This is a genomic window from Lapidilactobacillus luobeiensis (assembly GCF_024345205.1).
Classification (GTDB): domain Bacteria; phylum Bacillota; class Bacilli; order Lactobacillales; family Lactobacillaceae; genus Lapidilactobacillus; species Lapidilactobacillus luobeiensis.
This window is the reverse complement of sequence record NZ_BROC01000021.1, coordinates 26918-49297: the sequence shown is the minus strand read 5'-3', so window position 1 is coordinate 49297 and position 22380 is coordinate 26918. Positions and strand designations below refer to the sequence as shown.

At 48.2% G+C, this 22380-nt stretch carries 17 protein-coding genes; all 17 read right to left on the bottom strand.

Annotated elements, in window-relative coordinates; translation table 11 throughout:
* Nucleotides 1-643: 643 nt before the first annotated feature.
* Complete coding sequence (locus tag OCU21_RS07780) at nt 644-1168, bottom strand: GNAT family N-acetyltransferase (RefSeq protein ID WP_373875477.1); 525 nt, start codon at nt 1166-1168, stop codon at nt 644-646.
* A 208-nt stretch (nt 1169-1376) separates the two neighbouring features.
* Entirely contained in the window at nt 1377-4244 is a 2868-nt protein-coding gene (locus OCU21_RS07775; protein ID WP_261806871.1) for a cation-translocating P-type ATPase, read from the bottom strand.
* Between the two features lie 1054 nt (nt 4245-5298).
* On the bottom strand, nt 5299-5838 hold the full coding sequence (locus OCU21_RS07770) for a hypothetical protein (RefSeq protein WP_261806870.1): 540 nt from the start codon (nt 5836-5838) through the stop codon (nt 5299-5301).
* Nucleotides 5839-6132: 294 nt separating this feature from the next.
* On the bottom strand, nt 6133-6768 hold the full coding sequence (locus OCU21_RS07765) for an NAD(P)H-binding protein (protein WP_261806869.1): 636 nt from the start codon (nt 6766-6768) through the stop codon (nt 6133-6135).
* A 327-nt stretch (nt 6769-7095) separates the two neighbouring features.
* The gene (gene rplS, locus OCU21_RS07760; RefSeq protein ID WP_261806868.1) at nt 7096-7443 is read right to left on the bottom strand and encodes a 50S ribosomal protein L19; all 348 of its coding nucleotides are present in this window, start codon (nt 7441-7443) and stop codon (nt 7096-7098) included.
* A 96-nt stretch (nt 7444-7539) separates the two neighbouring features.
* The gene (trmD, locus tag OCU21_RS07755) at nt 7540-8289 is read right to left on the bottom strand and encodes a tRNA (guanosine(37)-N1)-methyltransferase TrmD (RefSeq protein ID WP_261806867.1); all 750 of its coding nucleotides are present in this window, start codon (nt 8287-8289) and stop codon (nt 7540-7542) included.
* Between the two features lie 2 nt (nt 8290-8291).
* Entirely contained in the window at nt 8292-8813 is a 522-nt protein-coding gene (gene rimM / locus OCU21_RS07750) for a ribosome maturation factor RimM (protein WP_261806866.1), read from the bottom strand.
* A 182-nt stretch (nt 8814-8995) separates the two neighbouring features.
* The gene (locus OCU21_RS07745; protein ID WP_125601504.1) at nt 8996-9244 is read right to left on the bottom strand and encodes a KH domain-containing protein; all 249 of its coding nucleotides are present in this window, start codon (nt 9242-9244) and stop codon (nt 8996-8998) included.
* Nucleotides 9245-9248: 4 nt separating this feature from the next.
* Nucleotides 9249-9524: a 30S ribosomal protein S16 gene (rpsP, locus tag OCU21_RS07740; protein ID WP_125601506.1), complete on the bottom strand. Its 276-nt coding sequence runs from the start codon at nt 9522-9524 to the stop codon at nt 9249-9251.
* Nucleotides 9525-10483: 959 nt separating this feature from the next.
* Nucleotides 10484-11923: a signal recognition particle protein gene (ffh, locus tag OCU21_RS07735; RefSeq protein ID WP_261806865.1), complete on the bottom strand. Its 1440-nt coding sequence runs from the start codon at nt 11921-11923 to the stop codon at nt 10484-10486.
* 13 nt (nt 11924-11936) lie between these two features.
* Nucleotides 11937-12290, bottom strand: a complete 354-nt coding sequence (locus OCU21_RS07730) for a putative DNA-binding protein (RefSeq protein ID WP_261806864.1) — start codon at nt 12288-12290, stop codon at nt 11937-11939.
* A 14-nt stretch (nt 12291-12304) separates the two neighbouring features.
* Nucleotides 12305-13831: a signal recognition particle-docking protein FtsY gene (ftsY, locus tag OCU21_RS07725; protein WP_261806863.1), complete on the bottom strand. Its 1527-nt coding sequence runs from the start codon at nt 13829-13831 to the stop codon at nt 12305-12307.
* Between the two features lie 54 nt (nt 13832-13885).
* The gene (gene smc / locus OCU21_RS07720) at nt 13886-17440 is read right to left on the bottom strand and encodes a chromosome segregation protein SMC (protein WP_261806862.1); all 3555 of its coding nucleotides are present in this window, start codon (nt 17438-17440) and stop codon (nt 13886-13888) included.
* A gap of 22 nt (nt 17441-17462) precedes the next feature.
* On the bottom strand, nt 17463-18161 hold the full coding sequence (gene rnc, locus OCU21_RS07715; protein WP_261806861.1) for a ribonuclease III: 699 nt from the start codon (nt 18159-18161) through the stop codon (nt 17463-17465).
* Nucleotides 18162-18995: 834 nt separating this feature from the next.
* Nucleotides 18996-20768 carry an oligopeptide ABC transporter substrate-binding protein gene (locus OCU21_RS07710; RefSeq protein ID WP_261806872.1) on the bottom strand — a complete coding sequence of 591 codons (1773 nt, stop codon included), beginning with the start codon at nt 20766-20768 and terminating at the stop codon, nt 18996-18998.
* A gap of 133 nt (nt 20769-20901) precedes the next feature.
* The gene (acpP, locus tag OCU21_RS07705; protein ID WP_261806860.1) at nt 20902-21144 is read right to left on the bottom strand and encodes an acyl carrier protein; all 243 of its coding nucleotides are present in this window, start codon (nt 21142-21144) and stop codon (nt 20902-20904) included.
* A gap of 219 nt (nt 21145-21363) precedes the next feature.
* Entirely contained in the window at nt 21364-22365 is a 1002-nt protein-coding gene (gene plsX / locus OCU21_RS07700; RefSeq protein WP_261806859.1) for a phosphate acyltransferase PlsX, read from the bottom strand.
* Nucleotides 22366-22380 lie beyond the last annotated feature (15 nt).

The window sequence follows — 22380 nt, the reverse complement described above, 5'->3', positions numbered from 1 at the left end:
GCTCAGGCTAGCGGGCTTCCACGAGAATGGCAGTATGGTATTACACATAATCAATAGTACCAAGAAAACTTAATAGTGAGTTTGGGTGTTTTAGCAGCACCATCAGTATTCATGAATTCTAGCAAATATCTTTATTACTAAAACCCACGTTAACTTGACGCCATCTATCATAGAGTTTGGATCGTATTAGTCTGGACAATCTGTTAGGATAACTAGTCAGAGACTTTTTTAATTGAATTGGTACTATTTTACCCGCCGCACTTGCAAAAGCACTTCGTTAATGTCTTCACCTTGATTGCAGACAGGCGCAATTCTGCCTAGCAACCGCCTCAGGGCGTGTGGCTCAGCAGTGAAATTTGTCTTTGTGGCTTTGCCACTTAAACAAAGACCTGATTTTGAGACAAGCCGCGCCCTTTGCGGATTGGCTCAAAACAGTGTCCACTGCGTTCCAGCCACTAAAAACGCCCTGAGGCGGTTGCGTCCACACCCAAACCCAACCACACTTGCAATCAAGCGGAATAGGAAAATACAGAAATGGCACTTTGCAAATCGGCAGTAATATTAAAAAGCCCACTAGCGCCAACGAAAAATCGTTGGCTCCTAGTGGGCTTTTCAAAACTGCTACTGGTTAAGGAAGTGTTGTCTATTTGAGCTCGGCGCGAAGAATGCCGAACTTGACCGAGTCATAATAGTTGCCTTGCCAATAGCGGACCTTTCTGATCACACCCTCTTGCTTCATCCCCGCCTTTGTGCCGACCCGGATCATGCCGGGATTGCCCGACCAAGTGGTAAAGCCGAGATGAGCCAGCTCTTGATGCTGTTGAAACAGATACCGTAACCATTTTCTCAACGCCTGGGTTGCGATCCCCTGGCCCCAGAGATCCTGATCATAAATAGCGATCCCGACTTCTAGCCACTTATGCAAGTCACCATCCTCCCAATAGGCCGTCACTTCTCCGATCACACGTTGATCGATCAAGAGCAGTTGCCGATGAGGATCTGCACAAAAAGATGGGGCCAGCTTTTGATATTCTGGCCACGTCAAAACGGGATCTTGAAAATAAGGGCCATTATACTTCATCCACGCCAGGTCTGCTTGGACGCCATACTTGATTGCAAAAAGCGGCTGCAGGTCGGTCTGATTCAAAGGACGCATCTCAACTTCCAATTGTTTACCTCTTACTTTGGTTTGATTTTATTTAAGTATACCGCTAATCAAATCACTAGGCTTACTTATTTGTCCGCGATAAATCACGGGCTTTTTCAATGCGCCAAATCGTTACGCCCCCTAAAAAATCATCGGTAGTTTTTATCCGCTCAGCACGAAAGGTCGCTTTTTGGGAAAGACGGCCTTTAATACGGCAGGATATTACCGGTTACTGTTGCTGACGACGACGCAACAGCGATTTACGCAATTCCTCGATCAAAATCAAGGGGATCGGGATGGTGATCAGGAAGGCCCAATCTTGCAGATGAAGACCAGTGGTGTTGAAGGCCTGTTGCAAGAATGGGATGTAGATCAAACAACTGAGTAAACAAACTTCACAGATCACGCCAAAAATCACATGGGTATTGCTAAAAATCCCGGTTTTGAACAGCGAAACTTCTTTAGTGCGACAGTTAAAGACAGTGCCGATCTGACTGAACACGATCGCCGCTAAGGTCATCGTCGTAGCCAGACGATAGACCTCACCACTGCTTGCCAACGCTTGTTCTGGCCAACCAGCGCGCCAATTGACGAAGAAATAAGCTGCCGTAGCGATCAAAGATTCCCAAAGACCATACCAAGCAAAAGCTTTAAATGCCACTGATCGATTCAATAAATGTTCCGATCGTTTTCGTGGTGGTCGCGCCATCGTGCCTGGTTCGGTGGGTTCTGAGGCCAAGCCTAATGCGGGTAACATATCCGTCCCTAGATCGATCGAAAGAATCTGCATCACAGTCAGTGGCAAAGGGATCAGGCCGTTAGAAAATAAAAACAATACTGAGGGTACCGCTTCTGGCATGTTGCTATTGAGAATATAGAGTAAGAATTTACGAATATTGGCGTAAACTGTCCGCCCCTCTTCGATGGCGTTGACGATCGAGGCAAAATTGTCATCTGTCAGGATCATATCCGCCGCTTCTTTAGCCACATCAGTTCCAGTAACGCCCATCGCCACGCCGATATCGGCTTTCTTCAAAGCGGGCGCATCGTTGACGCCATCGCCAGTTGCGGCGACGATCTCACCCATTTCTTGCAGATTCGTCACGATCCGATATTTTTGTTCTGGGGCCATGCGCGCAAAAATAATTTGATGACCCAGATTCTCGCGCAACTCGGCATCACTCATCGCCGTGAGCTGTTCTCCAGTGACGACCCGAACATCATTGCCTTGGACCACCCCGATTTTGTGCGCGATGCTTTCAGCTGTCAACCCGTAATCCCCCGTGACCATAATGATCCGGATACTGGCATCATGGCACTTCTGGATCGCCTCGATCACATTTTCTCGGGGCGGATCCTGACTGGCCGTCAACCCAACAAAAGTCAGATCATGTTCCGTCGCAGTGATCGAATAAGTGGTCTCATTTTCTGCTAATTGGCGATAGGCATAAGCGAGGATCCGCAATCCTGCACGTGCGAAAGCGTCATTTTGCGTTAAGAATTGTTGCCGTAAAATCGGTGTTAACGGTAGAATCTTGCCATGAACCAAATAGGTTTGACAACAGGCCAGGACTTCAGCGATCCCCCCACGAGTGAATGCCCAAGTCGCCGTCTGATTTTGACGGATCGTGGTCATTCGTTTGCGTTCCGAATCGAATGGTAATTCATCCAATTTTTGAAATTTTTTCTGTTCATCGGGAAGATCGTAATCAGCCTTCCCAGCCAAAACTAAAATACTCCCTTCATCAGGGCTACCAACGATCTCATGTTTGCCCCGAACGACTTGTAGAAAAGAATCATTGTTCAAAGCGCCAACGCGCAATAATTGCAGCAGGTCTGGTTCCTGACTCAAGTCGATCCGTGCGCCATTCTTCGTGACCACCCCGATCGGTTCATAGCCAGTGCCACTGACTTGGTATTGGCCCCCAGGCAACCAAACTTGCTCGATGGTCATTTCATTTTTTGTCAACGTACCAGTTTTATCAGAACAGATCACGGTCGTTGCCCCCAATGTCTCTACGCTGTTCAAATGCTTGACTAGCGCGTTGCGGTGGGCCATTTTCTGCACGGCCATCGCCAAAGACAAAGTTACTGTCGGCAACAAACCCTCAGGAATAAACGCCACGATCATGCCCAGCGCGAAAATGAAAGATTCAGCGACGGGATAATGGACCAGAAAAACAGCGGCCACAAAAAAGAGCGCGCCAATCACAAAAGCAATGATCGAGATCTGTCGGGTCAAAAGATCCAGCTCCCGTTCCAAGGGGCTTTTGGCCGCCACGACTTTGCCAGTCAAAGCGGCGATCTGGCCAAACTCAGTGTCCATGCCTGTACCTGTGACCAACATCGTCCCACTACCCTTGACCACGGCGGTACCCTCATAAACCAGATCTCGTTCCGCAAACCGACCGGCGGCTTGGATCTCAGTCGCACTCATCGCCGTTGCTTCTTTGGTGACGGTCAGTGATTCACCAGTCAGCGCCGATTGATTGACTTCCAGATCGTCCGCCTGTAACAGCCGACCATCTGCTGGTACATTATCTCCACTTTTCAGATTGACTAGGTCACCGGGAACTAATTCCTCTACTAAAACTTTTTGGGCCTGGCCGCCTCGAGTGACTTTCGCATAGCTCGGCAACATTTTCTGCAACGCGGAAGTCGCCGCGTTGGCCCGATATTGTTGCCAAAAGCTAAAACAGCCATTGATCAAATTGACCGCCCAGATCGCCAGTCCCAGTTCCGTCATTCCGGCAACCACAGCAATGATCCCAGCGCCCCAAAGCAACAGCGCCATCAAACTACTGAAGTTCTTAAAGAAGACTTTGAACATTGATGTTTGCTTGGTTTTCTGGATCAGATTAGGACCGTTCTCTTGCAAACGTTGCGCCGCCTCGGCCGCAGTCAAACCTGTTGGTCTGGAGCCAGCCGCTTGCAGACTCGCCGCTGTGGACAACGTTGCCCACGCGGTCGTTACCGACCCACTTGATCGTTTCGCATCTGCACGACCAGCCACCGATTTTGTCGGCGCATTTTTCCCCATCATTGCTGCACTGTCTGACGCTGGATCCGTTGGTGTTGTTGCTTTCCTTAATGTCATGTCAATTCCCTCGTTCCCCAATTCGAGACAATGAACTTCCCAATAAATTTCTTATTGTCGTGGGTATTCTAACTCAGAATCACTGCCGATAGCTAGCGCGGCGGGTTTGCCCCGGTCATTTACTGGACCATACAAGTTGCGCGAAAAGCTTTCGCAACGTATTTGAAACCGTATGGGTTATTAAAGTAGTCTGTTCGCAGCTTGCGCTGCGCGTGGCGTTGGCGGATTGCAGAGGTGGTAGGGCTCCAGGTCGGGCTGGTGGTGGTGGAACGCGGCGGGCACGATTTTGAGCTTTTCGGAAGTGCGCCGAAAATCTCAAAACTCGGCCTTATTGTAGGCGATAAATCGCCAACAATAATATCGCGGCTGACTCACCCCCAGCCCGACCCTCCGCCAACAAACGAACGGACCACCAACGCCACGCTCCGCTCCAGCCGCTCAACGTTATAACAGTCGTTTGAACACTCACGCCGACTGACAAGCTGTTGCCAATTGATGGGGAGTCACGCCATTGACGGTCGTGGTTAGTGGTCACAAGCTTTAAATTGGTGACACCAGCGCAATCTGTCTGATAAACTAAGGCAAGTTCTTCATAAACCAGCTGAATCGGTCGGTTTTACCAGAATTGTCTAGAAAATCGGTATAGATATTCAACCAATGCAAACTGTACCAACCACCTAATCCAAATCCGTTGACATTGCCGCACCAACTCAAAAGTGGGTGATTGTTTGACCTCTAGCTCGCAAAAGCACTTCGTCAAATTCTTCGACTTGATTGCAGATCCGCTCAATTCTGCCTAGCAACCGCCTCAGGACGTGTGGCTCAGCGGTGGGATTATTCTTAGCGATTTATCGCTTAGAATAAGGCTCGATTTTGAGACAAGCCGTGGGTTTCGGATTGGCTCAAAATGATGCCCACCGCGTTCCAGCCACGACAAACGTCCTGAGGCGGTTGCGTCCACATCCCAACCAAGCCACACCTGCAGCCAAGCAAGAAAACAAAAAAAGGCGCCTGTAGCAACAAGCCACAGACGCCCAATTATTTTGACTGGCGATCAAGCCAGAACTTCCAACCCGAAATCACGCAATACCGTCGAATAAGCATTAACTAAGTCGCGATTCTGATGTTCATCCGCGTAAGGTCCGTGAGCCAATTCGATAAACTTACCCAAGTTGATCTGCTTACCCTGATTATCGAAAAACTCCACCGTTTGACGGCGCTCAACTAATGGAAAACGCAAAGTAACTTGGAGACAAGCTAACGCCGGATATTCCGCATTGGCTCGTGGTGAAACGACATCTGCCACTGTTTCATGAAACGGCTCAAACAATTCGTTAGAGCGACGATCGGCCAAGCCATCATACATTGGCGAAGAAAGATTGGTCGTCGCAAAATAATGCAATAAATCTTTCAAATAATCTTGAGCCCGCGCGTTATCGCGAAATTCCACTTCCCGCGTCACTGCTAACAGATCCAACAACACATCGCGATACAAAATTTGGCTAGCAAAAGAAACACTCAATTGCTCGGTCGTATCGTTTTGCAAAGTGACCAAGATTTTCGCCACGCCGCGATTTACATCATAATTGACCATGGTATCCCTCATTCCCTTGATATTCTCATTACTATTGTAGCCAACTTACAGGGAAAGATAAACCATTGACCTTTGAAAAGCGGCGGGAAAAATTGAAAAATCCACACCGATGTGACACACCCATAATTCTAACGGCAAATCACGACATGCTCGCTAAAAATACAACTAGCAATCTAGAAATCTCCGCTCAACGTGTGGCGCTGTCAGTCAAGGTAATCGGGAGCGTCAAGGCAATCAAGACGCTTTTCCCGATCCCCCCATCAGGAGTGTCAAAATAAGCCCAACTGCTACCGCTTAATAAGGTCGGTCACCGTCAGTCCCCGGTTGATCAACACCTAAACTGGCAAATTGATGCAATTGCGGATTGCGAATAATTTTGACGATCAAATCAGCCAGACTCGCGCGGGAAATGATCGTTCCCTTGAATGGCTCACCCTTCACGGTCAACTCATAATCGATCTGAGGATCATCGTTCATGTAAGCCGCGCGAATGATCGTATAATTCAAATTCGACTGCTCGATCAAAGCCGCGGCCCGCCGCGTATCGTCCATCACCGGCGTGCCAATACTGGCCTCCCCCCAACGGCCGAATTCACCGGGCACCTCATGATAGAGCCCTAAACCGGTGACATAGATCAACCGTTTGACTTGATTTGTCGTCATCGTCTGAACGATTTTCCGCGCCATCGGTTCAAACTCGCCACCTAAGTTCGCATAAACCAGATCCTGACCGGCCACCGCTTGACTCAATGTGGCCAGATCATTGACATCGCCATCAATGATTTCAACGCGACTAGGATTCGGATTCGTCAGCCGCTCACTGTGCCGCAAGTATAGCATCAATCGAATATCCGTTGTTTCCGCTAATAACCGCGCCGTCACTAGCTGGGCAATCTGCCCATGCGCCCCTAATATCAAAACTTTTTTCATCTTTACTGACCCAGCCTTTCACCATCGTTCGCAATGCGACTGAGCTTCCGGCTGGTGGCAGCCAAAGACTGCTCCTCCGGATAAAAATCAGCCATCATCTTCTCCTATTATCTTAGCCCAGATTTGGCGCTGTGACCAATACTTATCATTGATTGTGGCTATGCCTGAAAAGCATAATTTCCTGCCCAACTGTCGATCACAACATCCAGCTCACACTTTTCCCTCAAAAAAGAGATTGGGCTGCTACTGTTGTGCAATAAGGATAGCAAAGAAGATACAAAAAACCCATTCCACCAGGGAATGGGTTTTCGATCATCAATCTTTTGATTAACGTTTTGCTTCTTTGATACGAGCAGCTTTGCCCCGCAATGCGCGTAAGTAGTACAATTTTGCACGACGTACAGCACCATGACGGATAACTTCGATCTTTTCAACGCGAGGTGTGTGCAGTGGGAAAGTTCGTTCAACGCCAACACCGTTACTGATCTTACGAACAGTATAAGTTGCGCTGATGCCAGTACCACGGCGTTTGATCACAACACCTTCGAAAAGCTGGATACGTTCGCGAGTACCTTCGACGATCCGAGCGTGGACACGTAAAGTATCGCCGGCACGAAAATCAGGAATATCGCTACGTAATTGACTCTTGGTGATCTCAGAAATTAATGGGTTCATGTTTTTCTCCTCTTTCGCCGACATTCTTACCTTGTTTTCAGACCGAGACAGCGGAATATCGTTGTTATATGGTTCTCACCACAAGTTTATATTCTATCATAAATCATTGAAGCTTGACAAGTCATCGCGGCGATTTAATTCACGAATGATCGCGGCGATTTGGGGATCATCCAGTTGCGCCAACAAGTCCGGTCGTTGCTGCAACGTCCGCCAAACCGCCGCCTTTAAACGCCAGTCGCGAATCAATTGATGATTGCCATTCATCAGGACTTCAGGAACCTTTTGTCCTCGATAATCGGCTGGGCGGGTATATTGCGGGTATTCCAACAGCCCTTGGGCGAAAGAATCGGTCGCCGCGGACTCTTGACTGCCGAGCACGCCGGGGATCTGCCGCGCCAAGGCATCGATCATCACCATCGCCGGCAACTCACCGCCGGTCAAAACATAGTCGCCTAATGAAACGGTGTCCGTGGCTAAATCATAGACCCGTTGATCGAAGCCTTCATAGTGGCCGCAGATGAAGACCAAATGTTGCGCCTGAGCCAACTCCACTGCGTATTGGTGGTCAAATCGGCGCCCAGCCGGATCCAAAATAATCGTCCGCTCAGCGGGACCATGCTTGGTGGTCACGTCCGCCAGCGCCGCCGCGATCGGTTGCACTTGCAGTAGCATGCCAGCCCCGCCACCATAAGGGGTATCGTCGACGCTATGATGTTTGTTGGCCGCGAAGTCGCGAAAATCAGTGACCTCGATTTTCAACAAGCTTTTCGCTTGGGCCTTGCCGATCATCGACTCCTGCAAGGCGCTAAACATATCCGGAAACAAACTTAAAATATCAATTTGCATACCTAATCATCCAATCCTGCGGGGACTTCGACCAAGGCCTTCTTCGTGGTCAGGTCGATCGCCAAAACGACCGATTTGAGAAACGGCAAGAGCAGATCCGCTTGGCCTGGCCGCTGGATCACCCAGACATCATTCGCGCCGGGCGCCAGAATTTCCTTGACCTTGCCTAACGGTTCCTTAGTCTCATGATCCAAAATCGTCAACCCAATGATATCCCGATAATAATATTCGTTGGGCGCCAATTTCTGTTGATCGGCCTCGGCGACATACAGCAATTTTCCTTTAAAAGGTTCCACCAGATTGATATCTTGGTAATCCTTGAAGGTCAATAAATGAAATTGTTTGTGGATCCGGTGGCCCGTGATCTCCAAGGGCAAATAACCTTGATTTTGTTGAATGAACAGGCGCTGACCTTTCTTGAAACGTAACTCTGGAAAGTCCGTGGTCGCAATCACCCGTACTTCCCCTTGGATCCCATGAGTGTTGACGATCGTGCCAACTTCATAATAATTTGTTTCTGTCACCGCTCCGTCCTCCTTTTGAAACGTGCTGCGTCCAACTGACTTCTGTGCTTAGCGCCGCGACATCCTTAACAGCGAAGACCGCTACCAAAGACATCGCTATGCTAATGCTCGAAGCCACACCGCTGCACGCCGCACTTTACCAATAAGAAAGGCTGAGATAAAATATCCCAGCCTCCCCCTAACTAATTATCAAGTATGTTCAAACGGATCCGTTTGCCATTATCCAGCCGAATCCCGTAGATCAACGTGCGAATCGCTTGCGCAACCCGACCTTGCTTACCAATGACCCGTCCAATATCCTTGCGATCCAAAGCCACGTTGAACGTGGTGAAATGGGCGTCCTCGCTGGTATCAATGGTGAAGGCTGCTGGTGTCATGATCAACGGTGTAATGATGGCGCTGATCAAATCCTTGACCTCAGTTGTTGTCATTTAATTACTTCTTTTCGAAGCGAGCTTCGTGATATTTCTTCATCAAACCTTGTTTTGACAACAAAGTCCGAACTGTATCTGAAGGTTGGGCACCTTTTTGTAACCAGTCGAAGATCACATCTTCGTCTAATTTCAATTGAACTGGTTCACTAGCTGGATTGTAGTAACCAACTTCTTGGATGAAACGGCCATCACGAGGTGCACGTGAATCAGCAACAACTAAACGGTAGAAAGGACGGCGCTTTGAGCCCATCCGGCGTAAACGAATTTTAACGGTCATAGATAGTTCCTCCTGTAAGTAACGTTAATATGTAACGTCCCAAAATAATCAACTTCAATACTATACCAGAAATTCGGAGGACTGTAAAGGGCTTCTTCTTGACAGGTAGATTTTTTTGAAAAGCGCGTGGCTTCGCCACGCTGAACGTTGGTGGCAGACAATGTGGTGGGGCTTCAGGTCAGGCTGGGGTGGTAGAACGCTGTGGGCAGCTGTTCCGTTTCTCAACCTTGGCCGCGGGCTGCGTTGCGTGTGGCGGGTGAGCTCGCTGTGGGCGCTGTTTTAAGCCTCGCTTTGCGAGTCTTAAAATCAGGCCTTGGTCTAAGTGGCCCAGCCACTAAGACCAATTTCACGGCGATTTTACCCGCCACACTCCACTCCGCCCGCTCAACCATTTTAAGCAGACTAAGCTGTCACGCCATTCTACCTGCTCGTGTAAATTGACGGATTCCCACGTAGTTGATGACCATGGCTAGTAGCCACAACGTAACAATCAGCTTGATGATCACCAGCAACTGAATAGCGTACCACAAAACTTGGATTTACTAGTCTGGATAATCGGTCGCGATAACCAGTCAGAATTTTTTATCAATTGAAATGATAGCATTTTGACCGCCACACTAGCAAAAGCACTTCGTAACCTACTTCGCCTAGATTGCATATAGACGCAATTCTGCCTAGCAATCGCCGCAGGGCGTGTGGCTCAGCAGTGAAATTTGTCTTTGTAGGTGCGCCAGCAGCTACTTAGACAAAGGCTCGCTTTGAAGACAAGCCGCCGTATTTGCGGATTGGCTTCAAACGATGCCCACTGCGTTCCAGCCACTACAAACGCCCTGAGGCGGTTGCGTCCACACCCAAACCCAACTACATCTGCAATCAAACGAAATGACAAGTACAGAAACGGTATTTTTACAAATCAACTACAAACAAAAAGCGGATCCAACAGAATCCGCTCAACACAACTAATTCGACTTGAATCGTTTGGCCTTCTTTAGTCGTTTCTTCTTGGCCTTCTTTTGCTTGCGCACCATCGAATTCATTGCCATCTTGCCCATTTTACCTTGCATCCCGCTACCAAAAAGATTTTCCATGCCAGCAAAGTTGCCCTTGGACATCTTCTGCATCATCTCTCGGGATTGCTTGAACTGTTTGATCATCCGGTTGACTTCTTGAACATTTCGACCTGAACCGGCAGCGATCCGACGCCGACGACTAGGATTCAGTAATTCGGGATCTTCACGTTCTGTCGGGGTCATTGAATAAACGATTGCCTTCAAATGGTCGATGTCTTTCGGATCCATTTTGACATTCTTTAGTGCGGGATTGTTGGCCATCCCAGGGACCATCTTCATTAAATCATCTAATGGCCCCATGTTCTCCAATTGGCTCATTTGTTCCACAAAATCATTGAAATCAAAATTGTTTTCGCGGATCTTTTGAGCCATATCTTCTGCTTGCTTCGCATCGTAATCGGTTTGAGCTTTTTCGATCAGGGTCATCATATCGCCCATGCCCAAGATCCGATCCGCCATTCGATCAGGATAGAAAATATCTAATTGATCAAGTTTCTCACCTTGACCGACGAACTTGATCGGTTTGCCTGTGACTGCCCGGATCGACAAAGCCGCCCCACCACGAGTATCACCATCTAACTTGGTCAAGACGACCCCAGTTAGATCAAGCTGTTTATTGAAGCCCTCGGCGACCTGAGTAGCGACTTGGCCAGTCATGGCATCGACGACCAGCAAGATCTCATTAGGGTGCGCTAGTGCTTGGATCTGGCTTAATTCGGCCATCAATTGTTCGTCGATTTCTAGACGACCGGCGGTATCAATGATGACATAATCATTTTTATTCGTTTCCGCTTGCGCTAAGCCTTGGCGTACGATTTCAACAGGATCATGGTCAGTCCCCATTTCAAAAACGGGCACGGACAATTGTTGACCGATCGTGACCAATTGATCAACAGCGGCTGGTCGATAAACGTCGGCCGCGATCATTAAGGGACGTGCTTTTTCCTGTTTGATCAAACGACTAGCCAATTTTCCGGCAGTCGTGGTCTTCCCGGCCCCTTGGAGCCCGACCATCATGATGATCGTCGGAATATGCGGGGATTTATTTAGGGGAACTGCAGATTCACCCATCACTTTGACCAGTTCATCATGAACGATCTTGATGATCTGTTGCGATGGGGTCAAGCTATCCAAGACTTCTTTACCCACCGCTTTGGTCCGAACTGTTTTGACAAAGTCCTTGACCACATTGAAATTCACATCGGCTTCAAGTAAAGCTAGCCGGATCTCGCGCATCGCGTCACGAACATCGCTTTCGCTGACTTTTCCTTTGCGCCGCAGACCGCTAAAAGCCTTTTGTAGCCGTTCTGTCAGTCCTTCAAATGCCATTTAGTCTACCACCTTATTGAGAATCTACCAATTTTTCAAAATCTTGGAGTAATCGTTGTAATTGCGGATCATCAGGATGATCGTTTGCGACCTGTTGCTTCAATCGATCGACCAGAGCGACTTCTTTTTGGAAATGAGCGATCAAATGCAACTTATCTTCATAGCCGAGCAAAATCTTAGCCGTTCGTTTCAAATTGTCATAAACGGCCTGACGACTTACAGAAAACTGCGTCGCGATCTCACCTAACGAATAATCTTGAGCGTAATAAAGTTCTAAGTAAGTCGCTTGCTTTTTCGTCAGCAAGGGGCGATAAAAATCGAACAATTCATTGATCCGCTCATTTAATTCTACCACTTCATCGGCCATTGACGCCACCTACCTTAAGCTTCATCGATCAAACCCTTAAAGAGGCCATAAACAAATTTTTCCGCGTCAAAGTCGGCTAGATCAGTCATCTTTTCCCCGAGACCCACCAGCTTGACTGGCAGATGCAATTCATTGCGGATCGCGATCACGATGCCACCCTTGGAACTACCATCAAGTTTGGTCAAAACGATCCCCGTCACATCAGTGGTCGCTTTAAATTGCTTGGCTTGACTCAAAGCATTTTGACCCGTTGACGCATCCAAAACCAACAATACCTCTTGGGGAGCTTCTGGTAATTCACGGACGATCACCCGTTTGATTTTTGCCAATTCGTTCATTAAATTGACCTTATTTTGTAACCGTCCTGCTGTATCGACTAATAGGATATCATAATTTTCCGCTTTTGCTTTCTGGACCGCCTCAAAAACAACTGAAGCCGGATCAGCGCCAGGCGCTGAAGTGACACAATCGACCCCGACTCGGCGGGCCCAAGTCGCCAATTGTTCGATCGCCCCAGCTCTAAACGTATCCGCTGCCGCTAATAAAACTTTCTGACCAGAGGCTTTTAAACGAGCGGCCAATTTCCCGACCGTCGTGGTTTTGCCAGCGCCATTGACCCCCACAAAAAGGAAAACAGTTGGCCGTTGTTCCGTCGGTGCGTAATGAAGTCGATTATCTTCAGCCGCTCCTTCCGTCCCATAAAGATCCACCATTTTCTCAACGATCGTCAAACCGACTTGTTTCTTAGTCTTGGCATTCTGCAATTTGACCTCATCACGCAGTTGATCACTGATCGTCATCGCCGTTTCAAAACCAACATCGGCCTCGATCAACATCTCTTCCAGATCCTCGAAGAAATCTTCATCAACACTACGAAAACCTGCCAAAAATTGATTCAGACGCGCCGCAAAACCATGACGACTTTTTGCCAAGCCCTGATCATAGGCCGCAACTGAACCTGAGGACGCCACCTTCGTAGCACCGTCTCCAGCAATTTCCGTCTGATCTGTCCGGTCGGTTTTTTCAGCGGTGGCATCTGGGGCAGAAGTCTCATTGTTCGCTGCTGGTTCAGCTGGGACCGCGGTTATTTGGTCGCTAACGGTTTGATCGGTGTTGGCGGCGCTGGCTGCCGGACTAGTGGGCGCGGTTTCTTCAAGCGCGTCACTGGCTTTAGCGGCCATAGCGTTGTTATCATTCTTATCGGCCGCTGTTGATTCAGATTGCGCCGTGATTGCTGTGTCTGTCAGCTCAGATTGTCCTGTGGTGGCTGCGGTTTCTTCTTGCCTATCTTGATCAGCGGCTTGTTCCTGATCAGCAGCCGCTGTTGAAACAGGTGCCGCCTCTTTAACCGGTTCGTTGGCACCAGTGGTGGCTGCGTCTGTATCAGGTCGAAGTGGCTTGTTCTGACCTGCTTGGTCGGCTGCTGACGGTACTTGATCTAATGATTGGTCAGCCGCTTGGTCAAGTTGAGCTGGATCAACAGTTGTTTCAGCTTTTTTTTCGCCTCCAAAGGCCTTTTTAACACGGTCGAAAAATCCCATTAAGATCCTCCCCTTTTCTTGTTTGATCCGTCATGCGTCTACTTTGATTATCACTTACTGCGCCACGTCGGTCAATGAAACACTGATGATTTTTGAAACACCGGACTCTTGCATAGTCACACCATACAACCGGTCGACTTTCATCATCGTGCCTTTACGGTGCGTGATCACGATAAATTGAGTACGTTGCTCATAATTCTGTAAATAATTGGCGAAGCGGACCACATTGGCCTCATCTAGCGAGGCCTCGACCTCATCTAAAATGCTAAATGGCGCTGGGCGGACTTTCAAAATCGCGAACAACAAAGTGATCGCCGTCAGCGCTCGCTCCCCACCTGAAAGCAAACTCAAATGTTGTAATTTTTTGCCAGGCGGCTGGGCGTTGATCTCAATGCCAGTATTCAAGAGATCAGTAGGATCCGTTAGCACTAAATGCGCTTGACCACCACCGAACATCTGTGGAAAAACATGCTGGAAGGCCGCGTCGACTGCAGTGAAGGTCTTGGCGAATCTTTGGCTGACCTCTTGATCCATTTCAGCCATCGTCTCCAGAAGTTGCTTGCGGGCCGCGATCAGGTCATCTTGTTGTTTGGTCAAAAACTGGTAACGTTCATTGACAGTCGCATACTCGTCGATCGCCTCAAGATTGACCTGTCCGATATCGGCCAACGCTAATTTGACCAATTTGAACTCGGAACGTAATGCCGCCAAGTCGCTCTGTTGCTCAACCACGGTCTGATAGGCCGCCTCGTAGCTGAGTTGATAGTCCTCGCGCAAGGTCGTCAATCTGAGCGCCATTGCCGTTTTTAATGAATTCAGTTTGACTGCGACTGTTTCTTGTTCTTTCGCCGTTTCTTTCTGCAACTGATAGAAACGTTGCGTTTCTGGCTCCAAATCCTGAACTTGTTGTTCCTGCGCCGTTCGTTGTTGTTTCAAGGACGCTAGATCTTTTTGAGCCGTGGTGATCACTATTTGTAAGTTCGCCAAAGATTGTTTGACCTGATCAAGATCCACGGCGGTCTGTGACGCGTTCTCGTTTAGTGCCGCCAATTGTCGTTGTAACTCCGCGCCTCGTTGTGTCGAAGACGTTAGCGCTTGATCTTGCCGCTCTTGCAACTCTTCTTGATTACGCAACGAAAGGGCCGCCACTGCTTGTTGCGTCTTGACCTCATTGATCTGTTGGGTCAGATTCTCTTTTTGACTGGTAAAATTAGCCAGTCGTTCCTGCTGCTGTTCGATCGTGACTTTAGCCTGATCGACTTGCTGGTTTAAACGATCTTGTTGTTGTTGCTTGGTTTGGACTGCTGTGGCAAGTGTCTGCAGATCTGTGACCAATCGTTGCTGATCCAACGTCACGACTTGGTGTTCTCGCTGTAATCGTTCTAATTGTGCTGTTTGCTGTTGCTGTTGACTCTTGGCTTCGACCAGTCGTTCTTGCAACTTTTTAACTGAGATCTCTTGGTCCGTCAGCGCGCCGCTGATCGTCTGGCGTTGATCTTTCAACTGCTGGATCGTGGCCTGTTGCGCATTTAGCTCTTGTTGTAATTGCTTCAACTGACCTTGTTGTTCAGTCAAACTTTGCTGCCGATTCAACAGACCTTGGCCTTGCTGTTTGATCCGACCACCCGTCATCGCCCCGCCCGGTGTTAGGATATCACCCTCCAAAGTGACGATCCTCGTCTGATAACGAATTGCTTTTGCGATCGCGGTGGCATGAGCTAACTCATCGACGATCAAAACATTACCCAACAAATGCTGCTGGACTCGCCGAAGCTCCGGCAACATCGTTACGATCTCCGCGCCAACACCTAAGTAACCAGGCATTCGCACAACCGTGGCTAAAAGATCCGGTCGAACCTCACGCGGTTGGATCGTGGTCAAGGGTAGAAAAGTCGCGCGTCCTAAGCGTTTTTCCTTAAGAAAAGCGATGGCTTGACTGGCGCTGGCCGCATCTTGACAAACGATCTGTTGTAGTTGCGCCCCTAAAACTTGCTCAATGGCCATTTGAAACTTTGCTGGTACAGTCAAAAGGTCAGCCACCGCGCCGCGTAGGCCACGCAAATGATTTTGTGGATTGAGGACCGCACGAACACCAAGGTAAAAACCACTGTGATCATCAGTAGACTCTTTCAAGCTTTGATAGCGCGCCTTCAATTGTTGGAATTTAGCCAGGCGATCATACCAAGCCTGTTGCTGTGTTTCGATCTTTTGCCCATATTGTTGGTATCGATGTTGTTGCTCTTGGACTTGGGCCTCAGCCGTCGCTAACTCTGTCGTCGCGTCCGTGACCTGATCCGCCAAGGTTTTGACTGTCTTTTCCTGTTGTGTCAATCGATCTTGTTGCGAGGTTTGCTCTGTCCCAAGGGTCTCTTGCTGTTGACGTTTTTGCGTTAGCTGTTCCTGCTGGTAAACAAGCTCATTACGCAACGTGGTTTGCTGTTGCAAAAGCTCGATATAGTCACTACGTAGCTCATTAAGTCGCGCGGCGATATCTTCTTGATTCTCGTTCTCCTGAGCAACCAACTGTGCCAATTGTCGATCTAACTTTTCCTTTTGAGCTTGAGCTGCCTGTAGATTCTGGGCAGTGATCGTCAAATTATCGGTCTGCTGTTGCTGCCGTGTCTCAACCTCAGCCAATTCTTTGGTCAACGCGGTCAAACTACTATGATGATAGCTAGATCGTTCTGTTGATAAAGAGATCTTGCCATTGAGCGCTTCCGCCTGCCGGGTCTGCTCCAACAATAACGCCTGTTTTTGCTCGATCGTCGCGTTCAAAGTCGTATTAGCTTGACGTAATTTCTGCAATTGGGCGCTAGACGCCGTAGCCTCGCTATCGATTTTACTGGAGATCGTCGCAAGTTCTTGCTGACGTTGCTCACGTTCCTGCTTTTGTAGCTCTAGGTCGTGCAACTCCAAGGCCAAGATCTGTTGATCAAGCCGGTCAAAAGCTGCCTTTTGTTGTTGGTAATCCCGCGCCAAACTAGCCTGTCGTCGCAATGGTTCCACGCGACTAGCCAGCTCATCGTGAATATCCGCCACTCGATTGAGATTTTCTTCTGTAACGGCCAGCTCAGCCTCTGCTTGTTTTTTCTGTTGCTTATACTTATAAACGCCAGCTACTTCTTCAATGATCGTCCGCCGTTCTTCTGGTTTAGAGTTAAAGATCTCTTCGACACGACCTTGAGAAATGATCGAAAATGACGCCTTACCCAACCCGGAATCCAGAAAGAGATCGGTAATATCGCGCAAACGACAAGCTTTTTGATTCAAATAAAATTCACTGGTGCCATCACGAAATAACCGCCGAGTCACGCTGACCGTGGCGTTCTCCGCAGGTAGATCATGTTGCGTATTGTCAAAAACCAAGGTTACTTCTGCACGATTCAAAGGTTCCCGAACCGCGCTACCCGCAAAAATAACATCGGGCATGTGACTGCCCCGAAGACTTTTGGCGGATTGCTCACCCATCACCCAGCGGATCGCCTCAGTGATATTACTCTTACCACTACCATTGGGCCCAACGATCCCTGTGATACCCTGCGTAAACGTGATCGTGGTTTTGTCAGCAAAAGATTTGAATCCATTAATGATCAAAGATTTAAGGGGCATATAACTTCCAACCTGTTCCTAATTAGTCCACGTGATAAATGGCCAAAGCATTCTTCGCGGCGTCTTTCTCGGCGTTCTTTTTATTGGTACCATGTCCAGTCGCCACAGCCTGACCATCAACTTGTAGCTCGACCACGAACAATTTATCGTGGGCATTTCCGTCAGCGCTGACCACTTGATATTTGATCTCACGCTCACCATTTTGCTGTAAATATTCCTGCAATCTGGTTTTAAAATCCATATCAGAGGAATATTGACCAGCATCGATCTTGGGGAACAAAATCTGTTCTAAAAAAGCAACCACTGCCGGCATCCCTTGATCCAAATAAAGCGCCCCATTAAAAGCTTCGAAAACATCTTCCAGTAAGCTGGCTCGTTGTCGTGAACCCGTCCGTTCTTCACCAACACCCAATTGGATATAAGGCTGAAAGCCGGCTTCCATCGCCAGATTACAAAAGCTAGAAGATTTAACGATCGCCGCACGCATCCGCGTCAAACGACCTTCAGGCAAATTCTTGAAATTCTCAAATAAATAATCAGAAACAGCCAGCTCCATCACTGCGTCACCTAGAAATTCTAACCGTTCATAATTACCATAACCTAAATTACGATTTTCATTTGCGAATGAGGCATGGGTAAAAGCCGCATCCAATAACGACAGATCTTTAAACTCAACGCCATATTTAGCGCGGAGATGTGAGGTAAATTCTGCTGCTACCACGTTGACTCAACTCCTTATTTTCTGTTCTTAAATCCAAAAGATCCAAGTGATGAATCGTACTAATTATACCCTAAAAATACAATAGACAACAAATCAGAGTGCGGAGCGAGGATGGGTGGCTGCGAGCATTAGCCTAACAATTGTTTTGGAAGCGCACCTTGCTTCCAGAACAATTGTGTAGCTAAGCGCAGCAAGCAGGCTCGCGCAGCACGTTTCAAAATCAGAGTGTGAGCCAACCTGGTCAGCTCCTGAGCATTAACCTAGCAATTGTTATGAAAGCGTCCCTTGCTTTCGGAACAATTGCGTAATTAAGCGCAAGGAGCTAGGTCGACGAACACGTTTCAAATCAGAGTGCGGAGCGCAACGGGTTGCTTTTGAGCACGACTAGCGATTTGTTGCAGATTGGCGCTAGACAATCTGTGACAAATTGCGTATCGGCGCAGAAAGCAGTTGCGCGCAGCACGTTTCAAACCAGAGTGCGGAGCGAGGATGGGTGGCTGCGAGCATTAGCCTAGTCATGGTTTTGAAAGCCGCTTTTTGCTTTCGGAACCATGACGTAGCTACGCACAACAGCCAATCCTCGCGCAGCACATTTCAAAATCAGAGTGTGAGCCGACCTGTTCAGCTCCTGATCATTAACCTAGCAATTGTTTTGAAAGCGTCCCTTGCTTTCGGAACAATTGCGTAGTTAAGCGCAAGGAGCTAGGTCGACGAACACGTTTCAAATCACAGTGCAGTTTACCACAAACATTAATTGATCAAACTGATACTTTAAGGCGTAGCAAGCAAGAAATGATCAAAAACGCGAACACCAATGACCCAAGACGTGAAGGATCACCGTTTCGGCGCTGTCACACTGACGTCTTTCCAATTGGCATCAGGGGCCAACGAGAAGCCCTTGACCCGCGTATTAAGCGCCCGAACATCATAGCTACTTGTTGTTGGGACCACGTAAGCGACTTGATTCATGTAGGTCTGCCAAGCCTTGAATGCTTTGATCCGCTCTTGTTCATTGAAAGAATCTAAAGAATCGATTTTATTCAATAATGCGGTATTTTCAGTGGTCACAAAACGGCCAAAGTTAAATGGAGCCGTTGCCGAATAAAGATCGGCCGGTGATGGTTCAGTAGAAAGATCCCAGCCGGCTTCAAAGAAATCGATCTCCGGATCATCATTTTCTAGTTTATCATAGAATGAGTTGGCCTCTAACAAACGGCCTGAAGTCAGCTTAACGTTCAAACCGATCTTATGCCAAGCATTCAAATAGGCCTGAACGATCTCTTCTTTATTAGTTAGATCACGTTTGACCGCGAAATGTAACACCAGTGGTTTCCCATTGGGCTTGGTCCGCCACTTGCCCTTCTTCCGATAACCTGCTTGATCCAATAGCTTGGCTGCTTCAGCAGGGTCATATGAATAAGCTTCCGCTGATGACGCATAGTATTGTTTGAATGCCGGTGGGATCAACGTTTTGATTCGAAATTGCCAACCATTGGTATATTTGCGCGTGATTTTTTCCAGATCAAGACTATAGATCAGCGCTTGACGTAGGGCAAGATCATTCATTTTGCTTTTCGGATTTAAAACATTGTGACCGTCCTGATAACGTCCCACCTTGAAGGACAGATAACGATAACTCAAGGGCTTTCGGGCGATGAAGGTGGTTCGAGAACTCTGTTGGAGCTCTGGCCATTGATCACTGGCGACTGTCGCCATGTCATAGTGATGCTGCTTCATGGCATCGACCACCGCATTAGGTGAGACCACATTGAAGGTGATCGCCGCTAGATGGGGCTTACTACCATAATAATAAGGATTCGGCACCCAAGTCACTTTTTGTCCAGCTTCGATCGACTTGATCTTGAACGCGCCGAAAAATAAAGGGGTTTTGCGGAGCGCCGCGGAATTGGCCAGCTGGTCAAAAGGAATCGTCTTGAGCTGATGACTGGGGCTGGCATATTCCCAAAAATAACCATTGCCACTATGCGTCATCCCAGGTTTCATTTCCTTGAAATGTAACACGACGCGCCGACCATTGGCGCCATCTGGCATCGTGATCCCACTGATCTGATCTGTTTGCCCCGCATGGTATTCCGCTAGACCAACAATATCGGCCAACGAACCAGTATATCGCTGACTTTCACTTTTGGGATTCGCAATGATCAGATAGGAATAACGAATATCTTCAGCGACTAGGGGCCGTCCATCAGACCACCGGACCCGATCATTGATCGTGATCGTCGCAGTCTTGGCTAGGACGTCCAGACGCAGATCCGCCGCGCCACCATCAACGATCCGATAGTCAGAATTATAACGGAACAGAGATTCATTGCCTGGAGCCGCGATCACTTGATCATTGGCATCCGTCGCCAAAGCTTCATTGAAAATACCCTTGAACGGCGACCAAGAAACCAACGCATACTTAAAATGCCCACCAGTGAGACTTTTCTTTGTATTCTCAACTTGCTCAGGCAATTTTGTCAATGTCTGGGCGACTTGCTGCTGTTGTTGATCCTGTTGTGCTTGTTTAGGCCGACAACCGGTCAAGCCCAAGAGCAACAAAATCGCCACCGATAAACCGCGCCAGTTGCGCCACTCAAATCCCATTTTACTCACACAGACTCCCTCTTAACACAAAATAAGAGCAGGTCCCCCTACTCTTGCTCGCTACTGTAACCTAACAATTATTTCAGGACCGGTCATTCATCACGACCATTGTCAACTAAACAAAGTCAGCCGATCAATTTTGATGAGCGACGATATACTTGACCACATCATCGATCGTGTTTAATTTCTCAGCTTCGTCGTCAGGGATCTCACCGCCAAAAGTATCTTCAAGTTCCAAGACAAATTCAACCAGATCGATCGAATCCGCAGCTAAATCATTTTTGATATTCGTAGTCGCCATTAGTTTTGCTGGTTCGACCTCAAATCGTTCCGCGATCAAATCAATTACTTTATCATATACTTCTTTTTCTGTCATGATGAAACCTCCTCGAATTAGTGGCCTGCTCATATTATACAAGAAATCAGCGACCCACGGGTGTTCAAAAACGTTTAATTTCATTTTTTTGTAAAAGTACTCGTTATGGATCAGCCGAAGGTGATCGTCACGCCTTGACAAGCACGCTCATGATCAAACGTCAGCATGATCATTAACGCCGCGTGTCGACCTGCTCCTTAGGGGTGATCAGGGAAACATTTATTTGATTGGATTGGTCTGTAAATATTCGATCACTTGATGGATCGTTTGTTTGCGCAACATTTCGCGGATCTGCCCGATCGTGGAAACGACGGCGCCTTCATCAGACCCACCGTGAGTTTTGACCACTGGGGCATTAACGCCCAAAAGGACCGCACCGCCATTCGCTGATGTGCTGAACCGATTTTTGATATCACCAAAAGCAGGCTTGATCAGCGCCGCGCCCAGCTTGACTTTGGTGCCATTATTCAGCAACGCGTGCTTGATCTGCTTCATCAATAAACTTGCCATACCTTCAGTCGCTTTCAAAACAGCATTACCAGTGAACCCGTCGCTAACGATCACGTCGGCTTGATCATTGAGCAGATTTCCCGCCTCAACATTGCCAACAAAATTCAAGTTAGGGTTGGCTTGCAAACGCTGATAGACTTCCTGATGCAGACTGTCACCTTTATCATATTCGGTGCCATTATTTAGAAGCGCGATCCGCGGTTCTTTGATCCCGCGGATATCTCGCGCATAGATCGAACCCATCAAGGCCCATTGTTCCAAATAATTGGGCTTACTTTCAGCATTAGCGCCCGCGTCCAATAAGTTGACGACCTTATCCGGATCAACACTAGGCAAGGTCGGCATCAACGCCGGTCGATCGATGCCTTTGATCCGCCCGATCACAAAAATTCCCGTGGCCAATAAAGCACCGGTATTCCCCATTGAAAAAATCGCATCGGCCGCGCCATTTTTAACAGCTTGTGCCGCCATGACCATCGACGAATCTTTTTTGGAGCGAACGGCTTTGACAGGCTCGTCCTCATTAGTGATCACACTGTTCGACTGGACCAAAGTCAACCGTTGCTCGTCTTTGATCAGGGGTTTGACCTGAGCCACATCCCCAAATAAAACAAATTCAAGGTCCGGCCATTGATCTCGTGCCTGTTCGACCCCTTTGACAACTACTGCTGGTGCGTGATCGCCACCCATAGCATCTACTGCGATTTTCATTTTGAACGCCATCCT